Origin of the sequence: Intrasporangium chromatireducens Q5-1 (assembly GCF_000576575.1) — a bacterium.
Lineage (GTDB): Bacteria > Actinomycetota > Actinomycetes > Actinomycetales > Dermatophilaceae > Intrasporangium_A > Intrasporangium_A chromatireducens.
This window is the reverse complement of sequence record NZ_AWQS01000002.1, coordinates 46,348-65,723: the sequence shown is the minus strand read 5'-3', so window position 1 is coordinate 65,723 and position 19,376 is coordinate 46,348. Positions and strand designations below refer to the sequence as shown.

Genomic DNA, 19,376 nt, shown 5'->3' with positions numbered 1-19,376 from the left:
GCTCCTCAACCCTAACCGCGACCACCGACACCCACGGTTCGACAGGCTCCGGAAGCGTGCAGCGCGCCGCGGAACGCCCCGTCGCAGCGTGGCCGAGCACCCAGCTCAGCCAGTCACCAAGGTCACGGGCAGGCGCGACGCGGCTCAGCGGCATACGGACACCGCGTGGGCGTCGAGCTCAGTCGAGGCGGTCGGCTGCGACGACGCCGCGCAGCACGGAACTCGCCGCTAGGCGCGCCGTCTCACGCAGCACGGGGTCAGCGGCATCGGTCAGCTGACCGAGCAGGTCGATCACCTGCTTGCACCGCCGGACGAAGTCGCCCGCCGCGAGCTCGCTGCCGTACAGCACCTCCTCGAGGCGGCGACCACTCGCCCAGCGGTGGACAGCCCAGGCCAGGCCGGCGTCCGGAGCGCCGGTGCGGGGCAGCCCGAGATCGGCTTCGGCATCGTCGATGTCCGACCAGATGTCGAGCATCCGCTCGACCGCCTCGCGCACGTCCTCGGTCGGCCAGCGGGGTGCTAGACCCACCTCGTCGCGCCGGGGCTCGTGGATGAGCGCGGACACGACGGCGGCCAGGCCAGCAGGGTCCAGACGCCGCCAGATTCCCTCGCGCAGGCACTCGGCCGCGAGCAGGTCCTTCTCGGTGTAGAGGTGCCGCAGCTGCTCCCCGTGGGAGGTCACCCGCTCACCGTCGGACTCGAGGTACCCCATCCGCACGAGCAGCTCACAGATGTGGTCGAAGGTCTTCGCGACCGTCCCGGTGCGGTTCTCGATCTTGCGACGCAGGCCCTCGGTCTCGCGGTTGAGCCGCCACCACCGCTCAGCCCACCGCGCGTGATTCTCGCGGTCCGGGCACTGGTGACAGGGGTGCTCGCGCATGCGGCGGCGCAGCTCGTCGATCCGGTCGTCGACCGCCGACTCGGGGACCGGTTGGCCGGTCCGCGGCGGCGGGTCATACGGCAGGGACGCACGCAGGGTCGCGGCCAGGTCGCGACGTGCCTTGGGGTTCTTGGCGTTGAAGTGCTTGGGCACCCGCATGGTGCCGAGGGGCTCGATCGGGCCGGGCACGTCGTTGAGCGAGAGCCGGCGCAGATGGTGGTCCTCGGTCACGACGGCCGGAGATGCCGCCTCGCCCCTACCTCCGCGGTTGGGCAGCACGACGACTGCCAGGCCGCGATGCCGCCCGGCCGGGATCCGGATGATGTCGCCGATGCGCAACGACTCGAGGGATACGGCGGCTGCCGCCTTCAACGAGGCCGAGCGCTGCCGGGCACCCTCCTTCTCGAGGTGGCGGATCTCATTGCGCAACGCCGCGTACTCCTGGAAGTCCCCGAGGTCGCACTGCATCGACTCTGCGTAGCCGGCGAGAGCCTCCTCGTTGCGGCGGACCGTGCGCACGAAGCCGACGACGGCGCGGTCGGCCTGGAACTGGGCGAACGAGCTCTCGAGGATCGAGCGGGCCCGCTCCCGGCCGACGCTGCGGACCAGGTTGACGGCCATGTTGTACGTCGGCTGGAAGCTCGAGCGGAGCGGGTAGGTCCGCGTCGACGCGAGGCCCGCGACCGACTCGGGGTCGAGACCGCGGCTCCACAACACGACCGCGTGCCCCTCGATGTCGATGCCGCGGCGGCCGGCGCGTCCGGTCAGCTGCGTGTACTCCGCCGGTGTGACGTCGACATGGCTCTCGCCGTTGAACTTCACCAGCCGTTCGATGACGACCGTGCGCGCCGGCATGTTGATCCCCAACGCCAACGTCTCGGTCGCAAAGACGGCTCGGATCCGGCCCGCCGTGAAGAGCTCCTCGACGATCTCCCGGAAGGTGGGCAGCATGCCCGCGTGGTGGGCTGCGAAGCCGCGCGACAGGCCTTCGACGAACTCCCAGTAGCCGAGGATCCCGAGGTCCTCGTCGGGCAGCGACTGCACGCGTTCCTCGACGAGGCGGCGGTTGCGCTCACCCTCGGCCTCCGGCACCAGACGCCTGCCGCTCGCCAGCAGCTGGGCCACCGCGGCATCACAGGCCGCGCGGCTGAAGATGAACGTGATGGCGGGCAGCAGGCCGTCGCGCTCGAGCCGGTTGATGACCTCGACCCGCGTCGCGCCCCCGCCGGGGCGGCTCCCTCGGGCGAAGCCACGGCCGCCGTCGCCGCCACCCGGACCCCGGGAGCGGCCCGAAGCCCCGTAGCCGTAGTCGTCCCGTCCGCGACCGCGTCCCTGCCCGCGACTCCCGGCGTCGCCGCGGCTCCTGCCACGGCCGCCACGGCCGCCGTCGTCACCGCGCCCTCTGCCGTCTCCACGGGAGTTGCGGTGCACCTCGCCCCGACCACCGCCGTTGGCCTGCGCCCGGCCGTGGCGCGAGGGCCCGGCCGACCAGTGCGAGTCCCAGCTGCCGCGGCCGTCGACGGCCCGGATGCTCTGGAGCAGGTCCGGGTTGACCCGAGCCTCGCCGCCGTCGCCGGTCGACTCCTCGACGAAGAGGTCGAACAGGGTCTGGCCGACCATCATGTGCTGCCACAGCGGCACCGGCCGGTGCTCCGAGACGATCACCTCCGTCTCGCCCCGTACCTCGCCGAGCCACGCGCCGAACTCCTCGGCGTTCGAGACCGTCGCCGACAGCGACACGACCCTGACGTCGGGGGGCAGATGGATGATGACCTCCTCCCACACCGCTCCCCGGAACCGGTCGGCCAGGTAGTGGACCTCGTCCATGACGACCCAGCCGAGCCCCGTGAGGGTGCTCGAGCCGGCATACATCATGTTGCGCAGCACCTCGGTGGTCATGACGACGACAGGAGCCTCGCCGTTGATCGACGCGTCGCCCGTGAGCAGCCCGACACGTTCGGGGCCGTAGCGGCGCACCAGGTCGTTGTACTTCTGGTTCGACAAGGCCTTGATCGGCGTCGTGTAGAACGCCTTGCGGCCCTGCTGCAGGGCGAGGTGGACGGCGAACTCGCCGACGACCGTCTTGCCGGCACCGGTCGGGGCGGCGACGAGCACCCCGCGGTCATCCTCGACGGCGCGGCAGGCCTCGACCTGGAAGTCGTCGAGTGGGAAGTCGAGCTGGGCGGCGAACTCGGCGAGCTGCGGCCAGGCGGACGGCATCATCGCGGCCGTCCCGGCGAGGTCGGCGCGAGGACCGTGAGGGCGCCCGGCACGTTCTCCACCTCCAGGGGCAACGGGGCAAACGGTTCACCATCGGCCTGCGTCGGGACGCCGGCCGCCTCCAGACGTACCCGCGCGGCGCGCCGGATCTCAACGCGCGGGTGGCCCACGTGGGAGCCGGAGTAGACGGAGGGGAACACCCTGAGGAACCCGGGGATCGAGATCGCGTGGAGGATCAGCACGTCCAACAGCCCGTCCGTCGGGCTCGCCTCCGGACAGATCCGCATCCCGCCACCGAAGGACGCGGTGTTCGCGACCGCCACGAGCATGGCGCGGGTCTCGACCCGTTCGCCGTCACACTCGATGGCATACGGGATGGGGCGGAACACCGGCAGCTCGCGCAGCACCGCGAGGTTGTAGCGCATCTGTCCCCGGGGCCAGCTCATCCGAGCCGCCCGCGCGGTGACGACGGCGTCGAAGCCCGCGCCGAGCACTCCCCCGAACCAGCGCTTGCCCTCGGCGGTCTCGACCCGCCCGGCATCGACCCGGCGGGTCCGTCCCTCGCGGATCAGCCGCACGGCCCCCTCGGGGTCGCGGACGGGCAGGCCGAGGTTGCGGGCGAAGTCGTTGCCGGTGCCGGCGGCGACGACGGCCAGGTGGACCGCTCGGCCCGCCGTCAGGTTGATGCCGAGGTGCGCCATGCCGTCCCCGCCGACGACACACACCGTGCCGGCACCCGCCTCGATCGCGTCCTCGGCCCGGCGACGCGCCTCGGCCAGCGTGTGCCCCGTGGCGTCCGTGACGCGGTAGCCCGCCTCGCGCAGCAGCCGGAGCGTGCGCTCCCCCGCGACGCGCCCCATCCCCTTGCCGGAGGTCGGGTTGACCACAAGGGCCACGTGCTCGGGTGACTCGTCGCCCGCAGCACTGGGCTCGGAGTGCGACACGACGGCGTCGGCCCCGTCGGTCGGTGCAGACGCTTCGGACACAGCCGAACGCTACAGGGCCGACGCCTGGTCGTCGGGGACGTCGAGCCAGTCCGGCTTGTTCTGCTCGCGGCGCCGGTCGAAGAAGAAGGCGAGGCCCACCGAGGCGAAGAAGAGCACGATCATCGGCGTGGCCAGCACGATCATCGTGTAGGCGTCCGGAGTCGGCGTCATGACGGCCGCGAAGATGAAGATGATCATGACGGCGGGCCGCCATGCCTTGAGCATGGTGCGGGCGGGCAGGACACCGGCGAGGTTGAGCGCGACGAGGAAGACCGGCAGCAGGAACGCGCACCCGAAGGCGAGGATGAACTTCAGGACGAAGTTGAGGTAGGCCGTCCCCTCCTGCAGGTTGAAGGCGCCGCTCGGGGTGAAGTCGAGCAGGACCGAGACGGCCTTGGGCACCATGACGAACGCGGAGTAGCAGCCGGCGAGGAAGAGCGGCACGGCGGCCACGGTGAAGAGGCGGGCGATCCGCTTCTCCTTCTTCGTCAGTCCGGGGACGATGAAGCCCCAGATCTGCAGCAGCCAGACCGGCGAGGTGAGGATGAGCCCGGTGAAGAGGGAGACGGTGATCTTCGTCGCGAAGGGGTCGGTCATCCCGCCGAAGTTGATGTTGACCAGGCCCTGGTCACCGCGCTGGGCGGCGACGTCCTTGAGCGGCTTCAGCAGCCGGCCGATGATCGTGTCGTAGTAGATCCACCCGACGATTGCGCCCACGAGGATCGCGCCCGCCGCGATCATGATCCGGTTGCGCAGCTCGCGGAGGTGCTCGGCGAGGGACATCCGCCCCTCGGGGTTGCGTTTGCGCAGCACGGGCGACCTTCAGTTCACAAGAGGACGGGACGGTATGCCGCTCAGCTCAGACGGTCGTGTCCCCGCGGAGCCGCTCGACCTCGGCCCGCGCCTCGGCCGCCTTGCGCTCGGCCTCGGCGGCCCGCTCCTCGGCGGCACGGCGCTCGGCATCCTTGGAGATGACGTCACCCTGGACCGTCTTCTGGGAGACCGGGCCGTCCTTCTTCATCTCCTCGACCTCGGACTTGAAGACGCGGGCCGAGCGCCCGACGCTGCGGGCGATGTCGGGCAGCTTCTTCCACCCGAACAGGGCGATGACAACGATCGCGATGACGATGAGCTCTGGGGCTCCCAAGCCGGCCATGGTCGTCTCCTCAGACGTCTGGGCCCGACGACGACGCCGGGGCAATGCGGTGCTGCGCCTGCCAGTGTACGTGCCGATCCGGACAGGCGTACGTGCTCAGTCAGGGGCTCCTGAGACCGAGGGCGGCCCCTCGTAGGCAAGCAGGGCCGCGCGCGCCTCGTCGGCGATCCGCTCGGCCAGGTCGGCCGGCTCGACGACCCGCGCGGAGCCGCCGAGCTGGAGCATGAGGCGTTGCACGAGCGCAGGGTCGGCGACCTTCATCGTGATCAGGACGCTCCCGTCGTCACGATGCGCGACGGACTCCGTCGGGTAGTAGTCGCCGATCCACGCCGAGTCGGGCTCGGCCTCGATGACGACGGTCAGGTCGTCCTCGCCGGGCACGAAGACGTCGACCTCGAGGTTCCGCGGCCGGGCGCCCTCCGGCGGGGTCCCGTCGGCCTCGAGGACGATCGCTGACTCGATCCGGTCGAGGCGGAACAGCCGGACGCCGAGGGCGCGGTGGCACCACCCCTCGAGGTACCAGTGCCCGTCGAGGTTGAGCACGCGCATCGGGTCGACGTCGCGTTCGGTCGACTCGTCCCGCGACGGCACCCAGTAGGTCAGGTGCAGGCGCCGCCTGCCCGAGAGTGCCTCCCGGATCGGCTCCATCGCCGGGTGCTGCCGGCCGTCGTCGATGTCAAGGTCGAGGGTCGGGCCGTCGACCTCGAGGCTGGCGCTGCGCAGCTTCGCCAGGGTCCGCTCCACGACGTCGGGCTGCACGAGCGAGGCGACGAGCGCGTGCAGCCCCGCCGTCAGCGTCACGGCCTCGTCCCGGGTCAGCCGCATGGGCGCGGCGATGTCGTCGGCGTTGGACAGGTAGATGTGCCCGTCCTCCCACTGCGCGTCGATCAGCTCCGCGTGGGTGCCGCCCGGCGTGCCGCAGACGAACAGGAGGTTGAGGTCGTCGTCGATCTGCTGCTCGGTCACGCCGAACTCGGCCGCTGCCTCGGCGACGGACACCCCCGGGTGCTGCAGCAGCCACGGCACCAGCGACAGGAGCCGCTGCAGCCGCTGGGTCGCCGTCTCGGGCGCGGGCCTCGCTGCGGCCATCAGGCGGCACCTCCATGGGCACGGGCCGCACCCGCGAGCGCGGTGCGGACCGTCTCGACGAGCTCGTCCGGGCTGACGGCCAGCGCCGCAGACCCGAGTGCCGCCACGTCCCGCTCCGTCCGTCCGCGCACCCAGGGCACCTCCAGCTCGATCCAGTCCTCGCCCACCCGTGCCTCGCGCAGCGCCTGCCGGCGCAGGCTGTGTCCGGTGCCGCGGCGGATCCGCACCACGGCCGTGCCGCGCTCCGCCTCGCTGTCGGGCCCGCCGAGGTCGAGGTCCACCACGGCGTCCGCCGGGACCTCGTAGGAGCCGGCCCTGCCCTTCCTCCGCACCGGCCCGACGACCCGGCTCAGCCGGAACGCGCGGCGCTCGCCTCGGTCGACGTCGTGGGCCGCGAGGTACCACCGGCCCCGCCAGCTCTTCAGCGCCCACGGCCGGACGTGCCGCGTCGAGACCGTGCCGTCAGCGCGCCGGTAGTCGAACGTGATCGGCTGTCGGGCCAGCACGGCGGCGTGGACCGCGTCGAAGGCCGGCTCCTTGGTGCGGATGCGGGGCTCGACGCCGGCGGGGATCGCCTCGTCTACCTCCACTCCCCCGAGCCGGAGCTTGCGCAGCGCGGCCGCGGCCGACCCGCTGATGCTGGCACCGGACCACGCCCGCGCCGCGAGCGCGAGGGCCACGAGCTCGTCGGGCTCGAACGAGATGGCCGGCAGTGTCGTCTCCGACGAGTCGATCCGGTAGCCCACCTCGTCGTCGAAGAACGGGTCGAGCACGGTGGCCCGGACCTGGATGCCGAGTTCGCGCAGGTCGTCCTTGTCCCGCTCGAACATCCGGTCAAAGGCCTCGTCGGAGGAGGCGGTGCGGTAGTCGTCGATCGACTGGCGCAGCCGCTGCTTGGACACGGGCCGCCGGGCCGACTTGAGCGCGAGGATGAGGTTGAGCAACCGCTCGGTCTTCTCGGCAGACGGCGACGCTGGGCTCATGGCGTCAACCTATCCGGTCGGTACATTCACCGCATGATCCAGTGGCGTTCGGCTGTCATCGTGGCGACTCGCTCCGGCTGGGCGGGCTCGAGGGAGTATGCCGCCCAGCTGCCTTCCGGTGAGACCGTCCGGGCGCTCGGCTACGTCGATGTCGTCGGCGAGCTCGCGCCGGGCACCCGAGTGCTGCTCAACACGACGGCGCTTGAGCGGGGCCTCGGCACGGGGGGCCTCGCGATCATCGTGGCGGCTCCCGACGACCTGCCCGAGCCGCTGGCCGATGTCCGGGCCGTGCCGGGACACCTGGTCAAGGCGCGCTACACGCCGAGCCAGACGATGGTTCTCGGGGTCGACGAGCAGGACAGCGAGCACCACGCCGCGCTCGCCGAGGCGGACGACCTCGCCGGCCTGCCGGTCGTGGTCGCCGACCTGCACTCCGCCCTCCCCGCGGTCCTCGCCGGTGTCCACGAGACCGCCCCCGACCTGCGGGTCGCCTACGTCATGACCGACGGTGGCGCGCTGCCGATCGCCTTCTCCCGCACCGTGGCCGGGCTGCGCGACGCCGGCTGGCTCGCCGCGTCCGTCACCGTGGGGCAGGCCTACGGCGGGGACCTCGAGGCCGTCAACGTCCACACCGGGCTGCTGGCTGCCCGCCACGTCGTCGGGGCCGACCTCGTCGTGGTGACCCAGGGTCCGGGCAACCTCGGGACCGGCACCCGGTGGGGGTTCTCCGGCACCTCGGCGGGAGAGGCGGTCAACGCCGCCGGGGTGCTGCACGGCCGCCCGGTGTGCGCCCTTCGCGTCTCGGAGGCCGACCCCCGCCAGAGGCACCGGGGCCTGTCACACCACAGCTCAACGGCATACGGCCGCGTCGCGCTCGTGCCCGCCGACGTGCCCGTGCCGCTCCTGCCCGGGCCGTTCGGTCAGCGAGTGCGCGCCGAGGCGCGCGCCCTCTGTGAGGGCAGCGGCGGACGGCTCAGCCCGTATGACGTCAGCTGCGACGGCCTGGACGCCGCGTTGCGCGAGAGCCCGGTGCGGCTCTCGACGATGGGGCGGGGACACGACGACGACCGGGCGAGCTTCCTCGCCTCGGCCGTCGCGGGGCGGTTCGCCGCCCGGTTGCTCCTGGAGGAGCCTGGGACCTGAGACCTACCGCACGTCATCGAGGTCGACGACGAAGATCAGGGTCTCGCCCGGGCCGATCGCGCCGCCGGCGCCCCGGTCGCCGTAGGCGAGCTGCGGCGGGATGGTGAGCTTGCGGCGGCCGCCGACCTTCATCCCCTCGATCCCCCGGTCCCAGCCGGGGATGACCATGCCGACGCCGAGCCGGAACTCGAGCGGTTGGCCGCGGCCCCAGGAGGAGTCGAACTCCTCCCCGCTCGAGTGCGACACGCCGACGTAGTGGGCGCTCACGGTGTCACCGGCCTTCGCCTCGGTGCCGTCGCCGACGATGAGGTCCTCGATGACGAGGTCGGTCGGGGCGTCGCCCTCCGGGAAGTCGATCTCGGGCTTCGTGCGGTTGGGGTCGAGTGCCATGCTGCTCCTGCTTCCGTGTCGCGTGTCGCTGCGGCGTGTCGTGGTCGGACGTCGGTCAGTACGCGTCGAGGATGTCGACGACGAAGACGAGCGTGTCCGTACCCGAGATCTTGTCGCCCATGCCCTGCGAGCCGTAGCCGTCGGCCGGGGGGATGACGAGGAGCACGCGGCTGCCGACCTTCTTGCCGACCAGGGTCTTGTCCCAGCCGGGGATGACCGCGCCGACGCCGATCGGGAAGTCGGCGGGCTCGCCGCGCTGCCACGACGAGTCGAACACGGAGCCGTCCTTCCAGAGGACCCCGTGGTACTGCGCGGTGATCGTCTGGCCCTTCTCGACCGTCGGCCCGGTGCCCTCGACGAGGGTCGCCTGCTCGGTCTTCTTCGGGGCGGCGGTCTTCGGGATGGTGACGGTGGGAGCCTGGGTCGGACCCTTGGGGAAGTCGACCTTCGGCATCCCGGCGGGGCTCGGGGCCTGGGTGCCGGTCACCTCGGTCAGCGCCGTGTGGACGTCCTTGACGTCCGCGACGACGACGATCGTGTCGTTGGCGCCGATCCCGATGTTCTGGTTGCCGGCGCTGCCGAAGGCCTCGCTCGGCGGGATGGTGAAGGCGATGCGCTCACCCTTCTGGACCCCGGTGAGGCCCTTGGCGAACCCCTTGATCAGGTCGGTGCGCCCGAGGCGGAACCCCTCCGCGCCGCGGCCCTGGTCGTAGCCGTTGTCGACGAGCTTGCCGGTCGTTCCGTTGAAGATCTGCGCGCGCACGACGACGGTGTCCTTGGCGGTCGACGCGGGGCCACTGCCCTTGACGAGGGCCTTGGACGTGACGGTGCTCGTCGAGACCGGCTTCTTGGCGAACTCGACCTTGGGGGCGGTGGTGAAGTCGACCGGACCGGTGGCGGAGACTGCGTCGATGCCGACCGCGCCGGGCAGCGGCGTCGAGGCGGCACTCGTGGCACCGGCGGCACCGCTCTGGGCCGCCGTCGACGTGGCACCCGGGCTCGGGTTGGTCGAGCCGCACGCGGCGAGAAGGGACAGGCCGAGCGCGGCGGCGATCGCCAGCGCGGGACGGGTGAGACGCACGGAGGACCTCAGGAGGATAGGGGGCAGAGCGTCGCCACTGTAACCCCCGAACCCATGAATGGCTCGACGCGAGGTGGCGCCCTCAGAGCGGCCGGTGCCGGGGCGGCGACGAGCGCTCGATCGACTCCATCAGGCGCTCGACCCGCTCGTCGACCGCCCGGAACGGGTCCTTGCAGAGGACCGTGCGCTGCGCCTGGTCGTTGAGCTTGAGGTGGACCCAGTCGACCGTGAAGTCGCGGCTGTGCGCCTGCGCGGCGCGGATGAAGTCGCCCCGGAGCTTGGCACGCGTCGTCTGGGGCGGGCGCACCTTCGCCTCGAAGATCTCGACGTCGCTCGCCACCCGCGCCGTCCGACCGTGCCGCTGGAGCAGGTTGAACAGGCCGCGCCGGCGGTTGATGTCGTGGTAGGCGAGGTCGATCTGCAGGATCCGCGGGTCGGACAGCTCGAGCCCGTGCTTGGCGCGGTAGCGCTCGATGAGCTGGTGCTTGATGACCCAGTCGATCTCGGTGCCGACCGCGTCGAGGTCGCCGGCACCGATGGCGTCGAGCGCCCGGCCCCACAGGTCGAGGACGTGCTTGACGTCGTCGGAGACGATGCCCTCGCGGTCGACGAAGTCGGCTGCCTTGTCGTGGTACTCGCGCTGCATGTCGAGCGCGGACATCTCCCGGCCGTTCGCGAGCCGCACGGTCGCTCGGCCGGTGATGTCATGGCTCATGGTGCGGATGGCGCGGATCGGGTTCTCGAGGGTGAGGTCCCGCATCACGATCCCCGCCTCGATCATCCGCAGGACCAGATCGGCCGAGCCCATCTTGAGCAGGCTCGTCGTCTCGGACATGTTCGAGTCACCGACGATGACGTGCAGCCGCCGATACTTCTCCGCGTCGGCGTGCGGCTCGTCCCGGGTATTGATGATCGGCCGGGACCGCGTCGTGGCGGAGGACACGCCCTCCCAGATGTGGTCGGCGCGCTGGCTCACGGCGAAGGTGGCACCGTGCGGGGTCGCGACGACCTTGCCCGCGCCCGACGTGATCTGGCGACTGATGAGGAACGGGATGAACATGTCCGACACCCGCTGGAAGTCGCCGGACCGGCTGTAGAGGTAGTTCTCGTGGCAGCCGTACGAGTTGCCGGCCGAGTCGGTGTTGTTCTTGAAGACGAAGATCTCGCCCTCCACGCCGTCGTCCTGCAGGCGCAGCTGGGCGTCCTCGACGAGCCCCTCCAGGATCCGCTCCCCCGCCTTGTCCTGAATGACCAGCTCACGCACCGAGTCGCACTCCGCGGTGGCGTACTCGGGATGCGAGCCGACGTCGAGGTAGAGCCGGGCGCCGTTGCCGAGGAAGACGTTGCTCGACCGCCCCCAGGCGACCACCTTGCGGAAGAGGTAGCGGGCCACCTCGTCGGGCGTGAGCCGGCGCTGACCGCGCGTCGTGCACGTGACGCCGTACTCGTTCTCGATCCCGAAGATCCGCCGGTCCATGAATCCACTCTAGGTTGCTGACGATGCGCCCGCCGCGAACATCCTTCCCCGGCGCGGCTCGTCGTGGTCTGCTGGGCCGCATGACTCGTGTCCTCGTCCTCGGCGGCACCTCCTGGCTCGGCGGTGCGGTCGCCCGCGTCGCCCACGACGCGGGTCACGAGGTCACCTGTCTCGCCCGCGGAGCGAGTGGCTCGGTCCCCGACGGCGCACGCCTGCTGCGTGGGGACCGTGACGACGATCAGGTGTATGCCGCTGTGCTCCCTCCCGTCGAATGGGACCTTGTCGTGGACCTCGCTCGCCAGCCGGTGCACGCGCGTGGAGCCGTCCGTGCCCTCGGCGCCTCCGCGCGGCGGTGGGTGTTCGTCAGCTCGGCGTCGGTCTACGCCCGGCACGACGAGCCGGGCGCCGACGAGTCGGCCGCCACGCTGCCAGCCGTGACGGGCGACTTCGCGGCCCCCGAGGAGTATGGCGAGGGCAAGGTGGCCTGCGAGGACGCGGTGCGCTCGGAGCGCGGCGACGACGTGCTCGTCGCGCGGGCCGGCCTCATCGTCGGTCGCGGTGACCGGAGCGACCGGTTCGGCTACTGGCCGGGGCGGTTCGCCCTCGCCGGCCAGGACGGCTCCCCCGTCCTCGCCCCTGAGCGGCGGGACCGTCCGGTCCAGTGGGTGCACGTCGAGGACCTCGCGCAGTGGCTCGTCGCCGCGGGGCTCGAGGGCGTCTGTGGAGTCCGCAACGCGGTGGGACCGGCCGCTTCCCTCGGCGACGTGCTCGAGGCCTCGGGAAGCCGCGCCGGCTTCACCGGCCGGACGGTGCCCGCGTCCGACGAGGTGCTCCGCTCCGCGGGCGTCGAGGAGTTCATGGGCCCGCGCTCCCTCCCCCTCTGGATCGCGGACCCCGAGTGGTCCGCCTTCATGGACCGCAGCGGGGAGGCGGCGGCCCGCGACGGCCTCACCCACCGCACGCTCGACGTCGTGGTCCAGGACGCCGCCGCCTGGGAGAGGCAACTCGGCCTCGACCGCCCCCGCCGGGGGGCCGGCCTGGACCGGCGCGACGAGCTCGCCCTCATCGCCCGGCTCCCCTGACCCCCGAAGCGCCCTCGCGAGCCCTGCTAGCTGGCGCGCGGCGCGAGCACCGCGTAGTCCTCCCGCGTCACCGGGCGGTCCTGCAGCTGCCCACTCGCATCCGGCACCGCGACCGGCTTGTCGTCCTCGACGAGCTGCACGCCGGTGGCGAGGGTGTCGGCCGTGACGGTGAAGACCAGCTGCCCGAGCGCGTTGATCTGCTCCTGCACCGGGAGCCGGTCGAACCCCGGCGGGACCTCGATCCTCGCGATGTCACCGCCGGTGATCGACCCCCGCAGTGGGCGCACCGACGGCGGCAGGGCAGTGCGCAGTCCCTGTGACCGCTCGTCCGGCGAGATCGGGGCGGAGATGGCCGACAGGGTCGGCTGCATCCCCGGCCCCGGTGGCACCGTGCGGGTCACGCGGAACAGGTGCGAGCCCTCGAGGAGATACACCTGCACGCTGAGCGGCACCCCGGACACGACGGTCGTCGGCACCGAGATGGCGGTCTGCGGCGGGATGCTGACGACGACGGGATCGGTCTGCGGGCCGATCCCGCAGCCGGCGAGCAGGAGGAGGCACACGGCATACGGCAGCAGCCGACGCGTCGCGCGCGAGGGGCGCCGGTCCTCAGGGCCGCGCGAGGGGCAGGCTGATGACAAAGCGGGCACCTCCTCCCGGGCACTCCTCGGCGCGGACCGTGCCGCCGTGCGCGGCGATGTGCCGGCGGGCGATGGCGAGCCCGAGACCGACGCCGCCGCTCGTCGTGCCGCTCCCTCGGGCGAAGCGGTCGAACACGAGGGCGCGTCGTTCGGCCGGCACGCCCGGCCCCTTGTCGTCGACCTCGATGGCGACGTGGTGGTCCTCCATCCGCACCGTGACGCCGGTGCAGCCTCCCCCATGGGTCTCCGCGTTGTTGACGAGGTTGACGATGGCCCGCTCGAGCCGCCGCTTGTCGACCGAGAGCGTCACGTGCCGGGCGCTCTCGTCGATCGTCGTGACCGGGCGGCCGGCGGCGGTGTCCGCGGCGAGGCGCACGAGCCGGCCGATCGCCGCCGGCGCGAGGACCAGCTGCTCCCCGGCGTCGTGGCGCGAGATCTCGAGCAGGTCCACGACGAGCGCGCGGAAGCGTTCCAGGTCGCTCTCGAGCAGCTCGAGCGGCTCCCGCAGCTCCGGCGGGAGCCGGTCCTCGCGGTTCTTGATGACCTGCATCGAGTTGAGCATCGTCGTGAGCGGCGTGCGCAGCTCGTGACCGACGTCGACGGCGAACCGTGCATCGGCCATGACGCGGTGCTGCAGCTCGCCGACGGTCCGGTTGAAGGAGAGGGCAAGGGGCGTGAGGTCGGGGTCGTCCCCCGTGGGCAGCCGCGCGTCGAGCTGACCGCCGGCCACCGCCGCGGCCGCCGCGTTCAGCTCATTGAGCGGCCGGAGCGAGATGCCGCTCGCCACCCGACCGAACGCGGCGCCGAGGACGGTCGTGGCGGCCGCGGTCCCGCTCAGGACCCACGACAGGGTGCGCAGCGTCTCCTCGGTCTCGTCCATGGGGAAGACCTCGAAGAAGGCGTCGTCGCTCTGGGCCAGCGGGATGCCGACGGCGAGGTAGAGCCCGCCCTCGAGCCGGATCCGCTGCGTCGCAGTCTCCCCCGCGATCGCCTCGGCGATCAGCTCGTTCGGCAGGGTCGCCGGCTGCACCCGGGGCGACGTCGCATACCAGCGACCGCCCACGACCGCCGTCGCGCCGGTCGCCCCGTTCGTCGGCAGGCCGTTCAGCAGGAGGGCGACCGACTCCTTGCGCTGCACGATGCCCGTCGCCAGCAGCGAGCGGTGCAGGTCCGCCTGGGCCAGTGCCGCCGACTGGCGCTCCCCCACCAGGTACTGCGACACGACGCCCCAGGCGATGAGGGACAGCAGCGCCGACAGGGCGAGGGCGAGCAGGCCGAACGCGATGGAGACCCGATCGCGCAGGCCGAGGCGGCGGCCACTCGGCGTCCGAAGTCGAGCCTCGCGCCGGCGCACCTACCCCACCAGCCGGTAGCCGAGTCCCCTGGCCGTGACGACGTGGCGCGGGTTGGCAGGGTCGCGTTCGACCTTGACCCGCAGGCGCCGGATGTGGACGTCGACGATGCGGCTGTCGCCGAAGTAGCCGTAGCCCCAGACCCGGTCGAGCAGGTGCTCCCGGCTGCAGATCCCGCCGTCCGCCATGGCCAGCTCGGCGAGGAGCCGGAACTCGGTGCGGGTCAGGGCCAGCTCCTCGTCGCCGCGCAGCACCACACCGTCGTCGAGGCCGATGCTGAGGTCGCCGAAGCCGAGCCGCTTGCGATGCTGCTCCAGCGAAGGCTCGGCCCGGCGCAGCAGGGCCCGGATCCGTGCCGCCAGCTCCTTGGAGACGAGCGGCTTCGTGACGTAGTCGTCCGCCCCGGCCTCGAGGCCCGCGACGACGTCGTGGCTGTCGGTGCGGGCCGTGACCATGATGACGGGGACGTCACTGTCCTTGCGGATCTCACGGCACACCGAGAAGCCATCGCGGTCCGGCAGCATGACGTCGAGGAGCACGACGTCCGGGGAGTGCTCCCGCATCGCCGACAGGCACTGGGAGCCGTCCGCAGCCTCGGTGACGTGGAACCCCTCGTCCTCGAGGGCCATGCGCAGCACGCGACGCACCCTGGAGTCGTCCTCGACGAGAAGCAGCTGGCGCGTCACACCCCACATTCTGCTCTCTTTGCTGGACGCGCGCTGGGGGCCGGCTGGACTCACCGCCGTCATGAAAATGTCACACACACGCGTGGTACATGACGCTCACATGACACTCCCGTGACACCTCCCGCCAGTCCCGGCCCGAGGCGCATCCGGGTGCCTAGCGTGACAGCCGCAAGACCGAGGCCGGCCGATCCCGGTCCGGAGTCCCACGAGACATGGTCTCGAAGGAGAGTGACATGACAAGCAGGACAAGACGGGTCGCGCTCGTCGCTGCTGCCTCGACGCTGAGCCTGGTCGGCCTGGCGGCGTGCGGCGGGTCGCCCAGCACTCCGAGCGGCGGGTCGACCGGCGGCGGCGGGGGCTCCGCCCAGGCCGTCAAGGGCGGCACGCTGAACATGCTGGGTTCGGGCGACGTCGACTACATGGACCCGAACATCACGTACTACAGCATCGGCTACCTCGCCGCGAGGATCTGGAGCCGGCAGCTGTTCACCTACCCGGCAGTCGAGGGTCAGACGACCAAGTCGGTGCCCGACATCGCGGAGTCGCTGCCGACGCAGGGCAACGGGATCAGCGCCGACGGCCTGACCTACACGATCAAGATCCGCAACGGCGTCAAGTGGGACACCCAGCCGGCTCGCCAGGTCACAGCGGCGGACTTCGTCCGCGGCGTCAAGCGGACCTGCAACCCGGTCCAGCCCTTCGGTGGCCTCCCGGACTACGAGGACCTCATCAAGGGCATGACCCAGTTCTGTGACGGCTTCGCCAAGATCTCGGACAAGTCGGCCAAGGGCGTGGCCGACTACATCAACAAGACGGACCTGCCCGGCGTGGTGGCCAAGGACGACCTCACGCTCGAGTTCACGCTGACTCACCCAGCGGCGTACTTCACCGACATGCTGACGCTGCCGGCCTTCTCCGCTGCGCCGAAGGAGTACGACCAGTACCTCCCGGCCAGCCCAGAGCTCGGCCAGCACACCATCTCGGACGGACCGTACAAGATCGACAGCTACAGCCCGACGAAGAACATCACCTTCTCGCGCAACCCGGCCTGGGACGCGGCCAGCGACCCCGTCCACAAGGCCTACGTCGACAAGATCGTCATCAACGAGACGGTCACGCAGGACTCGACGCAGCAGCAGCTGCAGACCGGTAGCGCGAGTGCGGACATGGAGTTCGACAACTTCCCGCCGCCGTCGCAGCTGCCCGCCCTCATCGCCAAGAAGGACCCCAACCTCAACATCGGTCCCTCGGCGTCGAGCAACCCGTACATCGTGTTCAACACGGCGTCGCCGAACAACAACGGCGCGATGGGCAACGTCAAGGTGCGTCAGGCCCTGTCCTACGCGCTCAACCGCAACAACATCATCCAGGTGCTGGGCGGCCCGAAGCTGAACGACCCGCTCAGCCACGTCCTGCCGTCGAACATCGTCGGTGGTGAGCAGAACTTCGACCTCTACCCGTACGACGCCGCGAAGGCGAAGCAGATGCTCGCCGACGCCGGTTTCCCGAACGGGCTGACGGTCAAGATGCTCTACCGCAACTCGTCCGAGGGCAGCAGCAAGACGTTCCAGACCGCGCAGCAGGACCTGTCCAAGGCCGGCTTCAAGGTCGAGGGCGTGCCCTCACCGAACGCCGACTTCTACACGAAGTACCTTCAGGTGCCGTCCGTCGCCAAGCGCGGCGTCTGGGACCTCGCGGTCGCCGGCTGGGGCGCTGACTGGTACGGCAACGCGGCGCTGTCGTTCTTCAACCCGCTGTTCTCGGGCAAGGCATCGTTCCCGCCGGTCGGCAGCAACTTCGGGCTCTACGACAACCCGACGACGAACGACGCGATCAAGAAGGGCGCCAACGCCAAGACCGAGGACGAGGCCCGCACCCTGTGGGCAGCGGCCGACAAGCAGGTCATGGCCGACGCTCCGTTCTTCCCGATCACCAACCCGAAGCAGGCCAACTACCACGCGGCCCAGGTGCACGGCGCGGTCTATGTCCCGGCCATGCAGAACTTCGACCCGACGAACGTCTGGCTGTCCGCGGACAAGCAGGGCGGCTGACCGGAAGGACAGGCACAAACGATGGCTCTACTTGAGGTGCGAGACCTGCGGGTCGCCTTCAACACCCCGGACGGAGTCGTCGAGGCCGTGCGCGGACTCTCCTTCGATGTCGAGCGTGGCACCACGCTCGCCATCGTCGGAGAGTCCGGCTCCGGCAAGAGCGTCGCGACGCAGACGATCACCGGCCTGACCCGGGGCGCCCGGATCTCTGGCTCCGCCCGGTTCGACGACACCGAGCTCATCGGGGCCTCGACGAAGGTGCTCCAGAAGATCCGGGGCAACCGGATCGGGATGATCTTCCAGGATCCGCTCTCGAGCCTGCACCCGTACTACAAGGTCGGGTGGCAGATCGTCGAGATGATCAGGGCGCACGACCACCGGATCTCCACGGCGGCCGCGCGGCAGCGCGCGGCCCACCTGCTCTCGCTCGTGGGCATCCCACGGGCCGAGAGCCGGATCGACGACTACCCACACCAGTTCTCCGGCGGCATGCGCCAACGCGTCATGATCGCCATGGCGATGGCCCTCGACCCCGACCTGCTCATCGCCGACGAGCCCACGACGGCGCTCGACGTCACGGTGCAGGCGCAGGTGCTCGAGGTGATGCGCAACCTGCAGGAGCAGTACGGCACCGCCATCATCCTGATCACCCACGACCTCGGCGTCGTCGCCGAGATGTCCGACGAGGTGGTCGTCATGTACGCCGGGGCGGTCATGGAGAAGGGCGCCCGGCGCACCATCTTCTACGACCACCACCACCCCTACACCGAGGGCCTGCTCGCCTCCCTGCCGGCCCAGGGCGACATCGGTGCGCGGCTGACCCCGATCGCGGGTGCACCGCCATCTCTCATCTCGTTGCCCGCCGGGTGTCCGTTCGCGCCGCGCTGTCGCTACGCGTTCGACCTCTGTTGGAAGGAGACCCCCCCTCTGGCGGAGGTCTACGACGACCCGACCCACCTGTCCTCGTGCTGGCTCTCGAGCAACCGGGAGATGCGCCACCTCGACCGTGAGCACGCGGACGAGACCGATGCCCAGGCCCAGGCCGCCGAGCCGGAGGAGTGGTCCGCATGAGCGACCCGCTCCTGCGCGTCGAGGACGTCGTCAAGACGTTTCCAGTCCGCTCCTCGAGCCTGTTCGACCGAGAGCACGCCGTCGTCCACGCGGTCGACGGCGTCAGTCTGGAGGTCATGCCCGGCGAGACGGTCGGCCTCGTCGGTGAGACCGGCTGTGGCAAGTCGACGCTGGCCCGCTGCATCGCCCGCCTCTATCCCCTGACCTCGGGCAAGGTGTGGTTTCAGGGGAAGGACATCAGCAACCTCTCCCGCGGGGACCTGCGCCCGGTCCGGCGGGACATCCAGATGATCTTCCAGGACCCGTACGGGTCGCTGAACCCGCGCCGACGCGTCGGGTCGATCATCGGTGACCCCTTCACGATCCACGGCATCGGCTCGCGCAAGGAGATCAAGACCAAGGTCCAGGACCTGATGGAGACGGTCGGGCTCAACCCTGAGCACTACAACCGCTTCCCGGCGGAGTTCTCGGGTGGCCAGCGCCAGCGCATCGGCGTCGCCCGGGCGCTCGCGCTCCGCCCCAAGCTCGTCATCTGTGACGAGCCCGTGTCGGCCCTCGACGTCTCCATCCAGGCCCAGATCATCAACCTGCTCATCGACCTGCAGGACGACTTCGGGCTGACCTACGTCTTCATCTCACACGACCTGTCCGTGGTGCGGCACGTGAGTGACCGGATCGCCGTCATGTACCTCGGCAAGATCGCCGAGGTGTCGACCGCTGACGACCTCTTCGGGACGACCCGGCACCCCTACAGCCGGGCGCTGCTGTCGGCGCTGCCACTACCCGACCCGGACGTCGCGGACAGCCGGGAGCGGATCGTCCTCGTCGGCGACCTGCCGTCCCCGACGAACCCACCGACCGGCTGCCGCTTCCATACCCGGTGCCCGAAGGCGCAGCATGACTGTGTGGTGACGGATCCGCCGCTGGAACCGGTCTTCGACGACCCGCCCACCCACCGCACCGCCTGCCTGCACCCGCTCGCGGTCGGCGAGGACCTCGCGCTCGCGGTCCCCCACATCGAGGACTCCGAGATCGTCGCCGACGACACGACCGAGGGCGGCGCGCCGCTCACCGAGAGGAGCTGACGA

At 71.0% G+C, this 19,376-nt stretch carries 17 protein-coding genes; 5 read left to right on the top strand and 12 right to left on the bottom strand.

What is annotated here, in order from left to right; all coding sequences use genetic code 11:
- Positions 1–178 precede the first annotated feature (178 nt).
- The 6 genes from N864_RS00555 to N864_RS00530 all read right to left on the bottom strand — a co-directional run bounded on the left by N864_RS00555 (position 179) and on the right by N864_RS00530 (position 7,314).
- On the bottom strand, positions 179–3,100 hold the full coding sequence (locus N864_RS00555) for a DEAD/DEAH box helicase (RefSeq protein WP_034712146.1): 2,922 nt from the start codon (positions 3,098–3,100) through the stop codon (positions 179–181).
- Positions 3,100–4,086 carry a diacylglycerol/lipid kinase family protein gene (locus tag N864_RS00550; RefSeq protein ID WP_240474143.1) on the bottom strand — a complete coding sequence of 329 codons (987 nt, stop codon included), beginning with the start codon at positions 4,084–4,086 and terminating at the stop codon, positions 3,100–3,102. The genes N864_RS00555 and N864_RS00550 overlap by 1 nt, the downstream gene beginning before the upstream one ends.
- Before the next feature lie 9 nt (positions 4,087–4,095).
- Positions 4,096–4,899, bottom strand: a complete 804-nt coding sequence (gene tatC, locus N864_RS00545; RefSeq protein ID WP_338033610.1) for a twin-arginine translocase subunit TatC — start codon at positions 4,897–4,899, stop codon at positions 4,096–4,098.
- Between the two features lie 46 nt (positions 4,900–4,945).
- Positions 4,946–5,242 carry a Sec-independent protein translocase subunit TatA gene (tatA, locus tag N864_RS00540; RefSeq protein ID WP_034712102.1) on the bottom strand — a complete coding sequence of 99 codons (297 nt, stop codon included), beginning with the start codon at positions 5,240–5,242 and terminating at the stop codon, positions 4,946–4,948.
- A 96-nt stretch (positions 5,243–5,338) separates the two neighbouring features.
- Complete coding sequence (locus N864_RS00535) at positions 5,339–6,331, bottom strand: helix-turn-helix transcriptional regulator (protein ID WP_034712100.1); 993 nt, start codon at positions 6,329–6,331, stop codon at positions 5,339–5,341.
- Positions 6,331–7,314: a helix-turn-helix transcriptional regulator gene (locus tag N864_RS00530; protein WP_034712098.1), complete on the bottom strand. Its 984-nt coding sequence runs from the start codon at positions 7,312–7,314 to the stop codon at positions 6,331–6,333. The genes N864_RS00535 and N864_RS00530 overlap by 1 nt, the downstream gene beginning before the upstream one ends.
- Positions 7,315–7,347: 33 nt before the next feature.
- Here N864_RS00530 and N864_RS00525 point away from each other — a divergent pair, with 33 nt between their 5' ends.
- Positions 7,348–8,457: a DUF3866 family protein gene (locus N864_RS00525; RefSeq protein ID WP_034712096.1), complete on the top strand. Its 1,110-nt coding sequence runs from the start codon at positions 7,348–7,350 to the stop codon at positions 8,455–8,457.
- Between the two features lie 3 nt (positions 8,458–8,460).
- Here the strand turns inward: N864_RS00525 and N864_RS00520 are convergent, their stop codons facing one another.
- From N864_RS00520 to pafA, 3 genes are all read right to left on the bottom strand, one after another.
- Complete coding sequence (locus N864_RS00520; RefSeq protein ID WP_034712094.1) at positions 8,461–8,847, bottom strand: FKBP-type peptidyl-prolyl cis-trans isomerase; 387 nt, start codon at positions 8,845–8,847, stop codon at positions 8,461–8,463.
- 55 nt (positions 8,848–8,902) lie between these two features.
- Positions 8,903–9,928: an FKBP-type peptidyl-prolyl cis-trans isomerase gene (locus N864_RS00515; protein WP_034712091.1), complete on the bottom strand. Its 1,026-nt coding sequence runs from the start codon at positions 9,926–9,928 to the stop codon at positions 8,903–8,905.
- A gap of 82 nt (positions 9,929–10,010) precedes the next feature.
- Positions 10,011–11,405, bottom strand: a complete 1,395-nt coding sequence (pafA, locus tag N864_RS00510; RefSeq protein WP_034712089.1) for a Pup--protein ligase — start codon at positions 11,403–11,405, stop codon at positions 10,011–10,013.
- Positions 11,406–11,485: 80 nt separating this feature from the next.
- Here pafA and N864_RS00505 point away from each other — a divergent pair, with 80 nt between their 5' ends.
- Positions 11,486–12,487: an NAD-dependent epimerase/dehydratase family protein gene (locus tag N864_RS00505; protein ID WP_034712086.1), complete on the top strand. Its 1,002-nt coding sequence runs from the start codon at positions 11,486–11,488 to the stop codon at positions 12,485–12,487.
- A gap of 26 nt (positions 12,488–12,513) precedes the next feature.
- Here N864_RS00505 and N864_RS00500 read toward each other — a convergent pair whose 3' ends face one another.
- The 3 genes from N864_RS00500 to N864_RS00490 are packed head-to-tail and all read right to left on the bottom strand — an operon-like array spanning position 12,514 to position 15,166.
- Entirely contained in the window at positions 12,514–13,128 is a 615-nt protein-coding gene (locus N864_RS00500; protein ID WP_155892746.1) for a GerMN domain-containing protein, read from the bottom strand.
- Entirely contained in the window at positions 13,097–14,482 is a 1,386-nt protein-coding gene (locus tag N864_RS00495; RefSeq protein WP_051517999.1) for a sensor histidine kinase, read from the bottom strand. The genes N864_RS00500 and N864_RS00495 overlap by 32 nt, the downstream gene beginning before the upstream one ends.
- Entirely contained in the window at positions 14,483–15,166 is a 684-nt protein-coding gene (locus N864_RS00490) for a response regulator transcription factor (protein WP_034712080.1), read from the bottom strand.
- Between the two features lie 233 nt (positions 15,167–15,399).
- Between N864_RS00490 and N864_RS00485 the strand changes: the two genes are divergently transcribed.
- From N864_RS00485 to N864_RS00475, 3 genes are read left to right on the top strand one after another with little or no spacing between them, the layout of a single operon-like run.
- Positions 15,400–17,217, top strand: a complete 1,818-nt coding sequence (locus N864_RS00485) for an ABC transporter substrate-binding protein (RefSeq protein WP_034712077.1) — start codon at positions 15,400–15,402, stop codon at positions 17,215–17,217.
- A 21-nt stretch (positions 17,218–17,238) separates the two neighbouring features.
- Positions 17,239–18,288 (top strand): ABC transporter ATP-binding protein, encoded by a 1,050-nt coding sequence (locus N864_RS00480; RefSeq protein WP_034712074.1) that lies wholly within the window; start codon positions 17,239–17,241, stop codon positions 18,286–18,288.
- On the top strand, positions 18,285–19,373 hold the full coding sequence (locus N864_RS00475) for an ABC transporter ATP-binding protein (RefSeq protein ID WP_081793230.1): 1,089 nt from the start codon (positions 18,285–18,287) through the stop codon (positions 19,371–19,373). Before N864_RS00480 ends, N864_RS00475 begins: the two co-directional genes overlap by 4 nt.
- Positions 19,374–19,376: the final 3 nt, after the last annotated feature.